This window comes from Limisphaera ngatamarikiensis (assembly GCF_011044775.1).
Classification (GTDB): Bacteria; Verrucomicrobiota; Verrucomicrobiia; order Limisphaerales; family Limisphaeraceae; genus Limisphaera; species Limisphaera ngatamarikiensis.
The window spans coordinates 91336-105638 of record NZ_JAAKYA010000017.1 but is presented as its reverse complement, the minus strand read 5'-3'; the positions used below and the strand labels follow the sequence as shown (position 1 = coordinate 105638).

11 protein-coding genes are annotated in these 14303 nt (G+C 64.9%); 10 read left to right on the top strand and 1 reads right to left on the bottom strand.

Annotated features, from left to right (window positions below):
* The first annotated feature begins 384 nt into the window (after positions 1 to 384).
* From G4L39_RS03730 to G4L39_RS03685, 10 genes are all read left to right on the top strand, one after another.
* Positions 385 to 1677 (top strand): phosphoglycerate kinase, encoded by a 1293-nt coding sequence (locus G4L39_RS03730; RefSeq protein ID WP_165106020.1) that lies wholly within the window; start codon positions 385 to 387, stop codon positions 1675 to 1677.
* Between the two features lie 63 nt (positions 1678 to 1740).
* Positions 1741 to 2505, top strand: a complete 765-nt coding sequence (gene tpiA, locus G4L39_RS03725; protein WP_165106018.1) for a triose-phosphate isomerase — start codon at positions 1741 to 1743, stop codon at positions 2503 to 2505.
* 9 nt (positions 2506 to 2514) lie between these two features.
* Positions 2515 to 2973: a preprotein translocase subunit SecG gene (gene secG, locus G4L39_RS03720; RefSeq protein ID WP_165106017.1), complete on the top strand. Its 459-nt coding sequence runs from the start codon at positions 2515 to 2517 to the stop codon at positions 2971 to 2973.
* A 150-nt stretch (positions 2974 to 3123) separates the two neighbouring features.
* Positions 3124 to 3438 carry a 50S ribosomal protein L21 gene (gene rplU, locus G4L39_RS03715; RefSeq protein ID WP_165106015.1) on the top strand — a complete coding sequence of 105 codons (315 nt, stop codon included), beginning with the start codon at positions 3124 to 3126 and terminating at the stop codon, positions 3436 to 3438.
* A gap of 10 nt (positions 3439 to 3448) precedes the next feature.
* The gene (gene rpmA / locus G4L39_RS03710; protein WP_165106013.1) at positions 3449 to 3727 is read left to right on the top strand and encodes a 50S ribosomal protein L27; all 279 of its coding nucleotides are present in this window, start codon (positions 3449 to 3451) and stop codon (positions 3725 to 3727) included.
* Positions 3728 to 3881: 154 nt separating this feature from the next.
* Complete coding sequence (gene cgtA, locus G4L39_RS03705; RefSeq protein WP_165106012.1) at positions 3882 to 5060, top strand: Obg family GTPase CgtA; 1179 nt, start codon at positions 3882 to 3884, stop codon at positions 5058 to 5060.
* A gap of 65 nt (positions 5061 to 5125) precedes the next feature.
* Positions 5126 to 6229: a redox-regulated ATPase YchF gene (gene ychF, locus G4L39_RS03700; protein WP_165106010.1), complete on the top strand. Its 1104-nt coding sequence runs from the start codon at positions 5126 to 5128 to the stop codon at positions 6227 to 6229.
* A 947-nt stretch (positions 6230 to 7176) separates the two neighbouring features.
* Positions 7177 to 9159, top strand: coding sequence for an acetate--CoA ligase (gene acs / locus G4L39_RS03695; RefSeq protein WP_165106008.1), 1983 nt, complete (start codon positions 7177 to 7179; stop codon positions 9157 to 9159).
* A gap of 404 nt (positions 9160 to 9563) precedes the next feature.
* The gene (locus G4L39_RS03690; protein ID WP_165106007.1) at positions 9564 to 10829 is read left to right on the top strand and encodes an L-lactate MFS transporter; all 1266 of its coding nucleotides are present in this window, start codon (positions 9564 to 9566) and stop codon (positions 10827 to 10829) included.
* A 55-nt stretch (positions 10830 to 10884) separates the two neighbouring features.
* Positions 10885 to 12249: a hypothetical protein gene (locus tag G4L39_RS03685; protein WP_165106005.1), complete on the top strand. Its 1365-nt coding sequence runs from the start codon at positions 10885 to 10887 to the stop codon at positions 12247 to 12249.
* A 615-nt stretch (positions 12250 to 12864) separates the two neighbouring features.
* Here G4L39_RS03685 and G4L39_RS03680 read toward each other — a convergent pair.
* Complete coding sequence (locus G4L39_RS03680; RefSeq protein ID WP_165106004.1) at positions 12865 to 14241, bottom strand: MBL fold metallo-hydrolase; 1377 nt, start codon at positions 14239 to 14241, stop codon at positions 12865 to 12867.
* Positions 14242 to 14303 lie beyond the last annotated feature (62 nt).

Genomic DNA, 14303 nt, shown 5'->3' with positions numbered 1-14303 from the left:
TGGTGGCGGGCCGTGGCGGCGGAAGCGGCGGTGCCCTCCGGCTAAACTGGAGCCACGGCACGAACCCCGCACCCGCCGAGCGCCCTGGCGGCCAGGGCGGAGCATGCCCGCATCTTGGAAAAAAACCACCCTGGCACGGCCCTGCGGCCCTTCCGGCGCCCGGGCGACCCCTCCCAGATCGGCCACACAGGCCTCACCGATGGGCCCCAGAGCCCTCCCAGATCACGTTCAGAGACTCCTCCGATTCGAAAACATCGTTTGGCACCCCGCCCCAACGGCTGGCTAAGGATTCAGGAGGCCACCTTCAGCCAATCGAAATAACTTTGACAGCTCCGCCGGGTCTCCTAATCTACGCACTCCGGGTTTGTAAGCGAGGGAATCCATATGGCAAAACTGACGGTTCGGGATCTGGACGTACGCGGTAAACGCGTGTTTGTGCGGGTGGACTACAACGTGCCGCTGGAGGAGCGGGACGGGCAGATGGTCATCACCGACGACACCCGCATCCGCGAAACCCTGCCCACATTGCGGCTGCTCATCGAAAAGGGCGGCCGTCTCATTCTGGCCTCCCACCTGGGCCGGCCCAAGGGCAAACGGGAACCCTCCATGTCGCTGCGTCCGGTGGCGGCCCGCCTGGCCGATCTGCTGGGCCGGCCGGTTGCCTTCGTGGACGATTGCATCGGGCCCAAGGTCGAACAAACCGTCGCCGCCCTCAAAGACGGAGACGTTCTGCTGCTCGAAAACGTACGATTTTATCCGGAAGAGGAGGCCAACGACCCGGCCTTCTCCGAAAAACTGGCCGCGCTGGCGGATGTGTACGTGAACGACGCATTCGGCTCGGCCCACCGTGCGCATGCCTCCACCGAGGGGGTTGCCCGCGCCATCGCCCGCCGCGGCGGATTGTGCGCCGCCGGCCTGCTGATGGAACGCGAACTCAAGTTCCTGGGCGATGAACTCGAAAACCCGGCCCGCCCCTTCGTCGTCATCCTCGGCGGCGCCAAGGTCTCGGACAAAATCGGGGTGATCGATCGGCTGCTGGAAAAGGCCGACACCATCCTGATCGGCGGCGCCATGGCCTACACCTTCCGGCTCGCCCAGGGCTATCAGACCGGTAAATCCCTGGTCGAACCGGACAAGGTGGACGTGGCACGGGCCGCGCTGGACAAGGCCGCCACACGCAAGGTCCAGTTCCTCCTTCCCGTGGACGATGTCGTGGCCACCCCCGTCGAAACCGGCAAGGTGGACAAGAAAGGCCGGCCCGTCATCGAGTACCAAAACCCGCGCGTGAACACGGACCCCAACTGCCCGCCGGACGCCGCGGGCCTGGACATCGGTCCGGCCACCGTGAAGGCGTACAGCGACGTGATCGCGCGTGCCCGGACCATCCTCTGGAACGGTCCCATGGGCCTGTTCGAAAATCCCCAGTTCGCCGCCGGTACCAACGCCATCGCACACGCCGTTGCCCAAGCCACCCAGACCAGCGGAGCTCTGAGCATCATCGGCGGCGGCGACAGTGTCAAAGCCGTGAACAAGGCGGGCCTGGCCGGCCAGGTCACCTTCATGAGCACCGGCGGCGGAGCCAGCCTGGAGTTCCTGGAAGGCCGCGAACTGCCCGGTGTGGCGGCGTTGACGGACCGGCCCGCTGACGGTGGCGGTTGCTGTTGCTGCTGCGGTTGACAAACGCCGACCCCCCGCACCACTGAACCCCAGCACGCAGGGAACCCATCCGGCTGAATTCGCATGGAAAAGGAACGCAAACTGATCATCGCCGGCAACTGGAAGATGAACAAAACCGTGGCCGAGGCCGTGGACCTGGTCAAGGGCCTCAAACTGGAGTTGTCCGGCGTCAAGGAGGTGGACCTCGTGGTCTGCCCGCCATTCACCGCACTTTGCGAGGTGTCCAAGCTGTTGCTGGATTCCAACATCCGACTCGGCGCCCAGAACATGAACGAAAACCCCGCGGGCGCCTACACGGGCGAGATCGCCGCCTTCATGCTCAAGGAATTCTCGGTCCGTTACGTCATCCTGGGGCACTCCGAACGCCGCACTTACTTCGGTGAGACGGACGAATGGGTGGCCCGGAAGGCCCGTGCCGCCCATGCCGCCGCGTTGAAACCCATCATCTGCGTGGGCGAGACGCTGGAAGAACGGGAACAGGGCCGCACCAGGGCCGTGCTGGAACGCCAGGTCCGCGGAAGTCTGGCCGGTCTGACCCGGGATCAAATGCTGGAAACCATCATCGCCTACGAACCGGTCTGGGCCATCGGTACGGGCCGCAACGCCACCCCGGAACAGGCGCAGGAGGCTCATGCATTCATCCGCAGCCTGCTGGCCGGGATGTATGACGAGACCGTCGCTCGACGGGTGCGGATCCAGTACGGTGGCAGCGTCAAGCCGTCCAATGCCCGCGACCTGATGTGCCTGCCGGACGTGGACGGTGCGTTGGTGGGCGGGGCCTCGCTGGAAGTGCGGAGCTTCGCCGACATCGTCAAAAACTCAATCTGATTTGCGACCATGGGCTTTTTCATCGGTTTGCTGACGTTCATCCTGGTGTTGAACTGCCTCTTGTTGATCCTGCTGGTGCTCATCCAGCTGCCCAAAAAAGAGGCCGGAGCCGGACTGGCCTTCGGAGGCGGCGCCACAGACGCACTGTTCGGGGCGGGCACCGGCACGGTCCTGACACGCGTCACGAAGTACTGTACCGCGTTGTTCTTCGTGCTGACGATCGGGTTGGGCCTGTTGCAGAGCGCGTATCACCGCCGCTCCACACGCGAGTTCCAGCAACAGCTCCAGACCCGGACCACCGCGCCGCTCCTGCCGGAATCCGGTACGCCCCTGCCGGCCGCCACGACAACCCCCACCGGGTTGACCAACGCACCGGCTGCCCCGGAACCCACAGCCCCGGCGGTGACCCCGCAGGGTACAACCCCGAGCGGCGTCGGCACCAACGGACCCGGCAACCCTACCCCCTGATTTCCGCCGCCCCGGGCGGCAGATGGGCACCCCCGCCCCGACCCGGCACCCGAGCGTTGCCGACAGCACGGGCGCCACACACGATTTCAACCGGTTGACAGAATCCCGGAGTTGTGGTCAAATGTTGGGCCCCTGTGACGGGGACATACCATGAGCTACGCAGTCATCGAAACGGGTGGCAAACAGTATCGGGTGACAGCCGGCGACACCCTGGAGGTGGAGCGTCTGCCGGTGGAAGCCGGGCAGACGACCACGTTTGATCGGGTGTTGCTCCTCAACCTGGACGGTCAGGTCCGGGTGGGCACGCCCACCGTGGCGGACGCCGCGGTGGTGGCCGAAGTGGTGGCCCATAAACGCGGCGAAAAGAAGATCATCTGGAAGATGAAACGCCGCAAAGGCTACCACAAACTCCAGGGGCACCGGCAGGAACTGACCGTAGTGAAGGTCAAGGAAATCAAGGCTTGAGGAACGGGTTATGGCACACAAAAAGGGTCAGGGCAGTACCCGGAACGGTCGGGACAGCAACAGCAAACGCCTCGGCGTAAAGGCGTTTGGCGGCGAATGGGTGACCGCCGGCAGTATCCTGGTCCGGCAGCGGGGCAGCAAGTTCGTCCCCGGGCTCAACGTGGGCGTGGGCAGGGACTGGACCTTGTTCGCCCTGAAACCGGGTCGGGTGGTGTTTGACAAGGGCGGTCGTCGGGTCAATGTAGTGGCCGAGGAAGCCGTGGCAGCGGCTGCCCCCGCCGGCAATTGACCCGGGTTCCAAAGGATCACACTGCCGGCGAGGCGGTTTGCCTCGCCTTTTTTCTTGTCGAAACCCGAATGGGGTAAAGCGCGGCTCCGCGGCCGGTCGTACCGATGCCCGCGGATCGGCCGCGCAGCCACGATCAAGGCATCAGGATCATCCGGTGTTTGTTGACGAGGTCAAAATCTACGCCCGAGCAGGTCACGGAGGCCGCGGTTGCGTGGCCTTCCGAAGGGAGAAGTTTCGTCCCAAGGGCGGGCCGGATGGCGGCGACGGCGGCGACGGCGGCAGCGTGATCCTGCGGGCCGACCACGACCTGAACAACCTGATCGCCCAATACTACCAGCCACGCCTGATCGCCGAGGACGGTGAACACGGGCTGGGCAAAGGGATGAAGGGCAGGTCAGGCCGCGACCTGATCGTCCGCGTCCCCTGTGGAACGCTGGTTTGGCGGTTGAGCCCTCCCCCGCAACGATCCACCCGGGAAGAACCGGACCAGCCAAACCGGTTGCCCACCACGGTACGTCCCCTTTTACCCTACGCAGGCCGGCCCGATCCGGAACGGACCGCGGCCGCCCTGGTGGAAAAGGTTCAGGTCCCGGGACCCGTCCGGGGCGAGCTGGTGGCCGACCTGACCGAGCACGGCCAGGAGTTTGTTCTGTGCCGGGGCGGCCGGGGCGGCTTGGGCAACAAACACTTCGCCACCCCCAGCCAACAGGCACCCCGGTTTGCACAGCCGGGCGAACCCGGTGAGGAGGGAGAATTCCTGCTGGAACTGCGCATGATCGCCGACGTGGGCCTGGTGGGCTACCCCAACGCGGGCAAGTCCACCCTGCTCACGGCCATCTCACGTGCACGCCCGAAAATTGCGCCCTACCCGTTCACCACGTTGCACCCGCAAATCGGCATCGTGGAGTACCCGGACTACAAGCGTCTGGTCGTGTGCGACGTGCCGGGCCTGATCGAGGGCGCCCACCGCAACGTCGGCTTGGGCCACGCCTTTCTCCGACACATCGAGCGCTGCAAGGTCCTGCTGATCCTCCTGGACATGGCAGGAACGGATGGCCGCCAGCCCTGGGACGATTACCATCACCTCCTGGAGGAGCTGGAGCTGTACGACCCGGCCCTGCTCGAACGACCGCGCCTGGTGGTGGCTAACAAGATGGACGAGCCGACCGCCGAATTGAACCTCCGACGGTTCAAACGCCGGGTGCCGCACACGCCGGTGCTGGCCATCTCGGCCGGTCTGGGCGAAGGCATCGAACGGCTCAAAAAGGTCATGCGCCAGGCCGTGGAAGCCGCTTCACCCGCCTCGTCCACGTGGATCCGGCCGCCCCGGTGAAGCGCCCCGTATCGCCACGCGGTTTCGGACTGTCTCCAGGCCCCGAGCCGCAGTAGAGTGCCGGCATGCTGAAGGCAGGGATCATCGGCCTGCCCAACGTGGGCAAATCCACCCTGTTCAACGCGCTGGTCCGGGCCCACCTGGCACCCGCGGCCAATTATCCGTTCTGTACCATCGAACCCAACCGGGGCGTCGTGGCCGTCCCGGACCCCCGCCTCGACGAGCTGGCCCGCGTGGTGGGCGTCCAAACAAAGGTCCCTGCGGCGATCGAGTTCGTGGACATTGCCGGCCTGGTCCGGGGTGCCTCCCATGGCGAGGGGCTGGGCAACCAGTTCCTCAGCCACATCCGCGAGGTGGATGCCCTGGTCCACGTCGTCCGATGTTTCGACGATCCGAATGTGGTGCATGTCACCGGCACGCCAGATCCGGTGCGGGACATCGAGATTGTCCTGACCGAGCTGGTGTTGGCGGATCTGGAGGTGTTGCGGCGCCGTCGGGACCGGTTGGTCCGGGAGGTCCGCGCAGGGAACAAACACGCCATCGCTGAAGACCACCTCTGGCAACGGATCCAAACCCACCTTGAATCCGGCCGACCGGTCAACACCGGCGGGCTCACCCACGAGGAACTGGCGATGTTGTCAGCCTGCCCCATGCTCACCGCCAAGCCGACCGTCCTGGCGGCCAACGTAACGGAAGAGCAACTGGGCGTCCTGGACACGGACCCGCGCGTCCGGGCCGTCCGGGACTACGCCAGGGAACATCACGGCTACGAAACGGTCGTGGTCTGCGCCCGGTTGGAGAGCGACCTGGCCGACCTCACCCCGGAGGAGGCGACGGAGTATTTGCGCAGTCTGGGCATCCGAGAGACGGGTACCCATGAACTGATCCGCGCCACCTACCGGCTCCTGAACTTGCGAACCTTTTTCACCTTCAACGACCAGGAAGTACGGGCATGGACCGTCCCGGCAGGGACACCCGCAGCCCGTGCGGCAGGCCGGATCCACACCGACTTCGAACGGGGTTTCATTCGCGCCGAACGGGTTTTCTGGCGGGACCTCGTCGAGGCGGGCTCGGTGGGCCGCGCACGCGAGCAGGGACATTACGCCCATGAAGGGCGGGACTACGAAGTGCAGGACGGCGACGTGCTCCTGTTCCGGTTTCATGTGTGAGGTTGCCGGTGGCAACCTGCGCCAACGCCTTCCCCGCACGCCTCCCGGCGCCGAAGCGCGATGGGTTGTGTCGGGAATTCGCCGAGTGCCCGGGTTTTTGAACAGGTCGCGGCCCCGGCCGGCCACATCACCGCGGTTCTTCCATGCACGCAGCACCCGCCGAGCCGACCGCCGGGTCCCAAGCCCCGGAACCGCAGGGCGTGGGCACGGCAGGGGATTGTGCCAGCACCAACCTCCGGTCACTCGCCGGCCGGGCGCGCAAGCTCATTCAACAACACTCAATCCGCAGGGTCGCCTTGCACGGCCCCGGAGAGCTCCCCGGGGTTTTTGCACGCACGGGCACTCCCCGGCTTGGAAGGCACCGGTTCGATGGAACGGCCACCGGATGAGATCCGAAAGAACGCACCGCGGGGTCACCGTACGCTGCACCCCCCTCCCATCACGTAAGCCCTCTCACTGTCCGGAACGGAATCCGGCTTTGTCGATGCGCTCGACGGACTGCCGCTGCGCCGGCCGGGTCGGAGTCGGAACAAAACCGGGTCGGAGGACCTTGCTCCGGGATACCTGGCGTCCAAACCGGCAGCCTCCACATGCCGGCCGCAAATCTTGTCGCGAACACACCAAGTGGACCGACCCTCCGACAAGGCCTGCGGCACCGGGTGGATGTCCCCTCCACGCGCCCGGGCCACGCCCGACCGGCACATGCGCATCAGCGCCAAACCCACCCGAAGCATGGCCGGGGCCTGTTGGTGCCCCGATCCGGGCCGATTCCGGGCCTGACAAACGTCCCTTATGACGGGCAGAGGACGCGGATCGGCGCCGCTCCCGATCCGCCGGCTTACCGTGCCCGTGAAAAAAGCGCGGGCAGCGGTCGGTCCGGGTTGACACCGGCATGCGGTGCGTGCTTTGATTCCTCACGAACTTGGATGGCAACCTAAACGTGGCTTATGAGCAACCAGAGCACTCCCACTTCTACTGTCTCCCTCTTGCAGGAACGCCGAACCTTCCCGCCGTCGCCGGACTTTGTGCGGCAGGCGTACATCAATGCCGAGCAGTACCGGCAGATGTATGAGCGATCCGTGAAGGATCCGGAAGGTTTCTGGCTGGAACAGTGTGCGGCCCTGGAATGGTACAAAAAACCGACCGTCGCCCGGAAATACGTCTGGAACACCAGGGAACGCAAAATCTGGCACACATGGTTCGAGGATGGTGAGCTCAACGCATCGGTGAACTGCCTGGATCGCCACGTGCGCAACGGCCGGGCCAACAAGGTGGCCCTGATCTGGCAGGGCGAGCCGGAACAGGACGTGATCAAGCTCACCTACCAGGAGTTGCTGGAGCAGGTCTGCAAGTTCGCCAACGTCCTCAAGGGCCTCGGGGTGCGGCGCGGGGACCGTGTCTGCATTTACCTGCCCATGATCCCCGAACTGCCAATCGCCATGCTGGCCTGCGCACGGATCGGTGCGATTCATTCCGTGGTCTTTGGGGGGTTCAGTGCCGAGGCGCTGGCCGGCCGGATCAACGACTCCACCTGCAAGCTCCTCATCACGGCGGACCAGGGACTGCGCGGTGGCAAGCAGATCCTGCTGAAGCATATTGCCGATGAAGCCCTCAAACACTGCCCCAGCATCGAAAAGGTCGTGGTCGTGCGCCGGACCGGGGCGGAGATTCCGTGGACCGGGGGTCGCGACCTGTGGTGGCACGAACTCATGGCCAAAGCGCCGGCCTGGTGCGAGCCCGAACGGATGAAGGCGGAGGATTACCTGTTCATGCTCTACACCTCGGGGTCCACCGGCAAACCCAAGGGTGTGGTGCATTCGACGGCCGGGTACCTGCTGCATGTGACCCTCACCACCAAATACGTGTTCGACATCAAGGAGGACGACCGCTTCTGGTGCACGGCCGACATCGGGTGGGTGACCGGCCACAGCTACATCGTCTACGGCCCGTTGTCCAACGGGTTTACCAGCCTCATGTTCGAGGGCGTGCCCACCTATCCCGACCCGGGCCGGTTCTGGCAGATCGTGGAGAAATTCCGGGTCACGCAGTTCTACACGGCTCCCACGGCAATCCGCTCCCTCATCCGTCAGGGTGAGGAATGGCCCAACAAATACGACCTGAGTTCGTTGAAGGTGCTGGGCTCGGTGGGCGAACCGATCAATCCGGAGGCCTGGATGTGGTACTACCGGGTGATCGGCAAGGAACGATGCCCGATTGTGGACACATGGTGGCAGACCGAGACCGGCGGCCACATGATCACCCCGCTGCCCGGGGCGCATGTTCTGAAGCCCGGCAGCGCCAGCCGACCCTTCTTTGGCGTGGAACCGGTGGTGCTGCGGGACGATGGCACCGAATGCGCGCCGAATGAAGGCGGCAAACTCTGCATCAAAAAACCCTGGCCGGGCATGGCCCGCACCACCTGGGGCGATCACGACCGGTTCATCGACACCTACTTCACCATGTACCCGGACGTGTACTTCACCGGTGACGGTGCCCGGGTGGACGAGGATGGTGATTTCTGGCTCCTGGGCCGGGTGGATGACGTCGTCAACGTCTCCGGCCACCGAATCGGCACCGCAGAGGTCGAAAGCGCCCTGGTCAGCCATCCCAAGGTGGCCGAGGCGGCGGTTGCGCCCATGCCCCACGAAATCAAGGGCCAGGCGCTCTACGCCTTCGTCACCCTCAAGGACGGAGTGGAACCCTCGGAGGAACTCCGCAAGGAATTGATCGCACACGTGCGCAAGGAAATCGGGCCCATCGCCACCCCCGACAAAATCCAGTTCGCGCCGGCGCTGCCCAAGACCCGTTCGGGCAAGATCATGCGCCGAATCCTGCGCAAGATCGCCGAGGGCCAACCCGACCAGATCGGCGACACTACCACCCTCGCCGATCCGTCGGTGGTGGAGATTCTGGTCAAAGGCCGCGTTTAAGACGCGCCATCCCCAGGGCCCGCTGAAGGCCTCAACACCCCGGCCGCCCCAGGTAGCGACCGGGGTTGTTGTTTTTCAGCCCTCCCAACACCGGCCAGGTCCACACCGCCGTGTGAAAACCCGGCCAGGCGGCCGCGTCGGTTGCCCGCGCCCCTGCGCCCGCCCCGCCCAGCGGGGATGGGGCCAAACGTTGTTCACTTTTTGCCAAGGAAAGTGGGGTGGGATCGTTCGCTTCCGTCTATTTAGCGCAACTGATGGCGCTCCCGGTCTCCAATCGAGGGTCCGCAAACGGGGCTACCTGCTCTCGGCTCGATGTGGGAGATGGCAGCCGCCCGAAGGGGCAGGGGCGTGTCGGTGGCTGCAGTCGGGACGCCGGCAATTGCAGCATTCCGAAGGCGTGATCCATGGAACGGTCCTCGTCCACCACTGTGGGGCCCGGGCTGCGGGGATGGCTGGTGGCCCTGGCCGGAATGGGTATCAACCTGGCCCTGGGCGTCCTTTACACATGGAGCCTGTTCAAAGCAGCCATTGAACAGCAGTTCGGGTGGAAAGGCGAACAGCTCAACGATCCCTACGCTCTGTGCTGTCTGGTCTTTGCTCTGACCATGACCGTGGCGGGGCGATGCCAGGACCGTTGGGGGCCGCGCCTGACAGCCACACTGGGCGGGTTGTTGGTGGGGACCGGCATGGTGCTGATTTCCACCACGCAGAACTACACCCTGTGGCTGCTGGGTTTTGGAGTTCTGGTGGGAATGGGCATCGGCTTTGGCTATGCCTCGGCCACGCCCCCGGCCTTGAAATGGTTTCCGCCGCAACGGACGGGCCTGGTGGCGGGCCTGGTGGTGTCCGGGTTCGGCCTGGCGCCGGTGTACCTGGCACCGTTGTCCCAGTATTTGCTAGGGCACTTTGGTCTGCAGCGGTCGATGCTGATCCTCGGCCTGGGCTTCGTGGTGATGGTGTGTGGTCTGGCCCAACTCCTGGTGAATCCGCCGGCGCCGGAGGCTCCGACCGGGCCGGCCGGCACGAGCGGTTCCGCGCCCGTCCGGGCCGTGGCGGCGGGCACACCGCCCGGGATCATGTTGCGCCAGGGCCGGTTCTGGTGGCTGTGGTTTCTCTATTTCGTGGGTGCCGGCGCGGGATTGATGGTGATCGGCAGCATCAGCGGGATGGCCAGGAAGAGCATGGGAGACTGGGCCTTTCTGGCGGTGGCCATCCTGGCGGTGGGCAATGCGGGAGGACGGATCCTGGCTGGTGCGCTGTCGGATCGGCTCGGCCGTCGTGAGACTCTGACGCTGGTGCTGGGTTTGCAGGCCCTGTTGATGTTTGTGGCGATACCCGTGACAGCCGGTGCGGGTGTACCCGGATGGGTGGTGGTGCTGGTGGCGGCGTGCATCGGTGCCAATTACGGTGCGAACCTGGCGTTGTTTCCCTCGTTTTCCAAGGACCTGTGGGGCCTGAAACATTTCGGTCTGAACTACGGACTGTTGTTCACGGCGTGGGGCGCTGGCGGGCTGGTGCTGCCCCGACTGCAGCAAATGCTCACAGCCCACAGTGGCGGCAGTTACACCACGTCTTTTGTGACTGCAGGAGTGTTGCTGGCCCTGGCAGCCCTGTTGACGCTGCGGCTGCCCGCCGCACCTCCGGCTGCGGCCGCACGTGCGGCGGCTTGAGACGGTCCATGCAGTCCAACGGTTCGGGCCGTCAACATCAGGAAGATCGAAGGGTATGGCAGGGGTTGATCTCAAACGCAACGGACATGGAAATTGGAAAGGTCATGCGTGCGGAGGGTTATCGGCGTGGTTGAAGATCCTCCTCGGCTTCGGGCTGCTGCTGGGTCCCGGTGTCCGGGCCGCCTGGCAGGTCGGTTCCAATCTGAATCTGCGAACGACCCTGACCGTCCAGGAGGTCTTCGATGACAACGTGTACATTCTGGATACCGCGCCGGCGCCGGGTCTGACCGGTCCTGTGGGTCTGACCGAGCGCCAGCCCCGGTTCGAGTCCTGGATCACCTCGGTCACACCCTCGGTAAGTCTCCAATGGCAGCCCCTGGATCTGCTGCATGCCTCTGCTTCGTATGCGCCCGAGTTTCAGTGGTTTCACAATGCCCCTTCAGAGGATCATGTGGCCCATCGGGCCACCCTGACGCTGGGCGGGCACCGGAACGGGTTTGAGTGGGACTGGCGCCATCAGTGGCTCGGCATTGACGGCAGTCACCTCGGGCCGGTGACCTTGCGCCCCGGGGATTGCCCGTGCGTTGGGGGTATTCCCCTGCGGGACCGGCGCGACGCAGTGGTGTATCGCAGCCAGTGGCGCGCCACTGTGCCGGTGGGGAACGGGTTCGTCCGTCCGGTGGCGGCATTGTACGTGCATGATTTTCGCACGGACCAACGGCCCAACACGGATCCGTCCCGGTTCATTTACGACAATTACATTGACCGTTGGGACGCCCAGGGCGGCGTGGACCTGGGTCTCCCGGCGGGCAACCGGGGTCACTGGGTGGTCGGTTACCGGTTCGGGCATCAACACCAAGGGAAATTGCTGGGCCGGGCAAGTCCCTATTCCAACGATTACCACCGCTTCTTGCTCGGTTTCGAAGGTGCACCGGTGTCCTGGCTGAAGCTGGCAGTGTTGGCAGGACCCGACATTCGCGACTGGGATCATCCCCCGGTGGCGTTTCACCAGAGCGAGATCCTCTACTGGGTGGATGCGACGGTGACCGTGCTGCCCACCGCCCGGGATACCGTGACACTGCGGGCCACCCGCTACGAACAGCCGGCCTTTACCAGCCACAGCGTCTACGAAGACATTCTCTATCAGGCAAGCTGGCAGCATCGGTTGACCGACTCGTTTTCCCTCGCGCTGAGTCTGAGCCTGTACATCGGGGATTGGCAGGCACCGGTGGCGCGCGAAGACTGGATTTGGACGCCGGGGGTGTTGGCGCGTTACAAGCTGCACGACCACTGGGAAATCGAATGCAGCTACACCCACGATACGGCAGTCAACCAGGTTTCGACGCGCGTGGCCACCTACGCCGAGGGCCGGGAATACAACCGCAACCGGGTGGGCGTGGCGGTTCGATACAGTTACTGAATGGGCCGGCATCAGCCGACCGCGACTCTTGTAACCGGCAGGCCGCAGGAGACCGGCGGGCCGCTCCCGAGACCATTAGAACGACCCGGGATTTGGAGTCTGCCTGGATCCGGGTGGCAACGGTCATAAGATTCGAATTCACTCCGCTCCGTGAGCCGCCTTGCACGCGGCCTCTGCACGGTGACCTGCCGCTGCGAACGGCGACCGGCGACGGTCGACCGGAGACGCTGATCTTTTGGAGCAGGACAAAGCCCCGGTGGTCCCTGAGCTCTGAACACAATCCCCCTGCCCTGAACCATGCGCCGGTGGGATTCTTTCGGTGGAGCCTGCTCCGTCATTTGCCGGCCCGTCCATGGCCCTGTGCATGCGTTCGGCGGTTTAACGAGCCGGACCGGGTCCAAAATGAGTCAGGATGTCGGAGTCGCCACAAGCCATTGCGACGGGCGCCGGGGCCCGGCCCGTCGACACGCCCCCGGGGTCCTGGGTTGGAAAAACCCGGCGAGAACTGCCGCCTACTCTGTCGCCCACTCTGTCGCACGGCCCAACCAGAGGGGAAAGCCGGCATACTGGGAACCGGCAGGTTTGGGCCCCGGAAGACCCGGCGGCTTTCAACTGTCACAGTTCGACCGGTTCGCCCGGTTGGGGCTGGACAATGCGGATCCGCGGGTAACGCCGCGCGATCTGTTCGGCGAACCACTGGCGGGCTGTCTCGTCTCCGTGACCGAGAACCACCACGCGCGGATCCACCATGCCGACAAAGTCCAGCAGGTCTTCCCGGGCGGCGTGGGCGGTCAGGTCGAAGTCGTCCACTTCGCAATACCGGACCAGCTCGGGGACCTGTTGGCTGAAGAAGAAGGGCTCGCCCTTGCGACTGGCCTTGAACCGGCCGCCGGGGGTGTCCGGGTCGGCATAGCCCACGAAAAACACGGCGTGTCGTTCGTCCCGGGCCAGGCGGACGGCCAGGTCGTGGGCCGGCGTGTTTTCCGTCATCATCCCCGCGGTGACCACGAAGAGGCGACTGGTGTTGAGTGAAAGGCTCCGGGTTTCTTCGGGATCGAGCACGACCAGGTCAAGGGCCTCGTGGAGGTGAAGGTTGTGGTGCTGCCGGTGAGTTCGATGGGCCTGAAGGTCATAGATCTCGGTGAACACGCGGCCGAGTCCACCGATGTAGACCGGTTGTCGGCGGAGGCGGCCTCCGGCCATCTCAAGGGCCAGCAGGGCCAGGATTTCCTGGGTGCGTCCCAGGGCAAAGCTGGGAATCAGGACACTGCCCCGGCGCTTGAAGACCGCGCGAATGGACTCGATCAACCGGTCAATCTCGGCCTCGCGGGTGAATCCCTCGGGTGTACCGCGGCCGCCCCGGGTGGTTTCCATGATCAGCACGTCGGCTTCCACGTCTTCGAATCGTGCGGCCCGGAGCAGGGTCTGGTCGTGGAAACAGACGTCGCCGGTGTAGAACAACGTTTCGCGGCGGCCCTGGACCCGGATGCCGGCGGCGCCCAGGGTGTGGCCGGCGTCGAAGAACTCCAGCGTGGGACCATCCCGTCGGGCGCGTCCTCGGGAGTGAGCGGTCCATTCCACCGGCCGGTTGTACCGAAACCCCTGGAACAGCGGGGCAATTTCATCCACTTCATCATGGGTATAGAGGGGGTACTCGGCGATGCCGAGCTCGGCCCGCTGACGGGTCATGACATTGACGGAGTTGTGCAGGACCCGTTCGATCAGGAAATAGCTGAGCTCGGTCATGAGGACCTGGGCGTGGGGAAAATGCCGCAGGGCCACCGGCAAGGCCCCCACGTGGTCGTGATGGCAATGCGAGATGGCAATGGCGTCGACCTCGCCGGGGCCAGCCGCCTGAAACAGCGGCAGGGCGCGGTGTCCTTCCCACTTGGGATGCATACCGGCGTCCAAAAGGAGCCGGTGCCCTTCAAACTCAATCAGCCAGCCGCTGGCACCGATGTTCGTGTCCGGGTTGAGACTCGTAATCCGCATTGCTCGAAGACCCCCGGGCCGGTTGGCCCGGTGCAGGAACCGGCCCGAGCAGGGTGACTCCA

What these genes read in the sequence shown, in the direction of transcription:
- secG (WP_165106017.1), top strand. Translation starts at nt 2,515, where the DNA reads ATGGGCTTTTTCATCGGTTTGCTGACGTTCATCCTGGTGTTGAACTGC.
- G4L39_RS03690 (WP_165106007.1), top strand. Translation starts at nt 9,564, where the DNA reads ATGGAACGGTCCTCGTCCACCACTGTGGGGCCCGGGCTGCGGGGATGG.
- G4L39_RS03685 (WP_165106005.1), top strand. Translation starts at nt 10,885, where the DNA reads ATGGCAGGGGTTGATCTCAAACGCAACGGACATGGAAATTGGAAAGGT.
- tpiA (WP_165106018.1), top strand. Translation starts at nt 1,741, where the DNA reads ATGGAAAAGGAACGCAAACTGATCATCGCCGGCAACTGGAAGATGAAC.
- rpmA (WP_165106013.1), top strand. Translation starts at nt 3,449, where the DNA reads ATGGCACACAAAAAGGGTCAGGGCAGTACCCGGAACGGTCGGGACAGC.
- G4L39_RS03730 (WP_165106020.1), top strand. Translation starts at nt 385, where the DNA reads ATGGCAAAACTGACGGTTCGGGATCTGGACGTACGCGGTAAACGCGTG.
- rplU (WP_165106015.1), top strand. Translation starts at nt 3,124, where the DNA reads ATGAGCTACGCAGTCATCGAAACGGGTGGCAAACAGTATCGGGTGACA.
- acs (WP_165106008.1), top strand. Translation starts at nt 7,177, where the DNA reads ATGAGCAACCAGAGCACTCCCACTTCTACTGTCTCCCTCTTGCAGGAA.
- ychF (WP_165106010.1), top strand. Translation starts at nt 5,126, where the DNA reads ATGCTGAAGGCAGGGATCATCGGCCTGCCCAACGTGGGCAAATCCACC.
- G4L39_RS03680 (WP_165106004.1), bottom strand. Translation starts at nt 14,241, where the DNA reads ATGCGGATTACGAGTCTCAACCCGGACACGAACATCGGTGCCAGCGGC.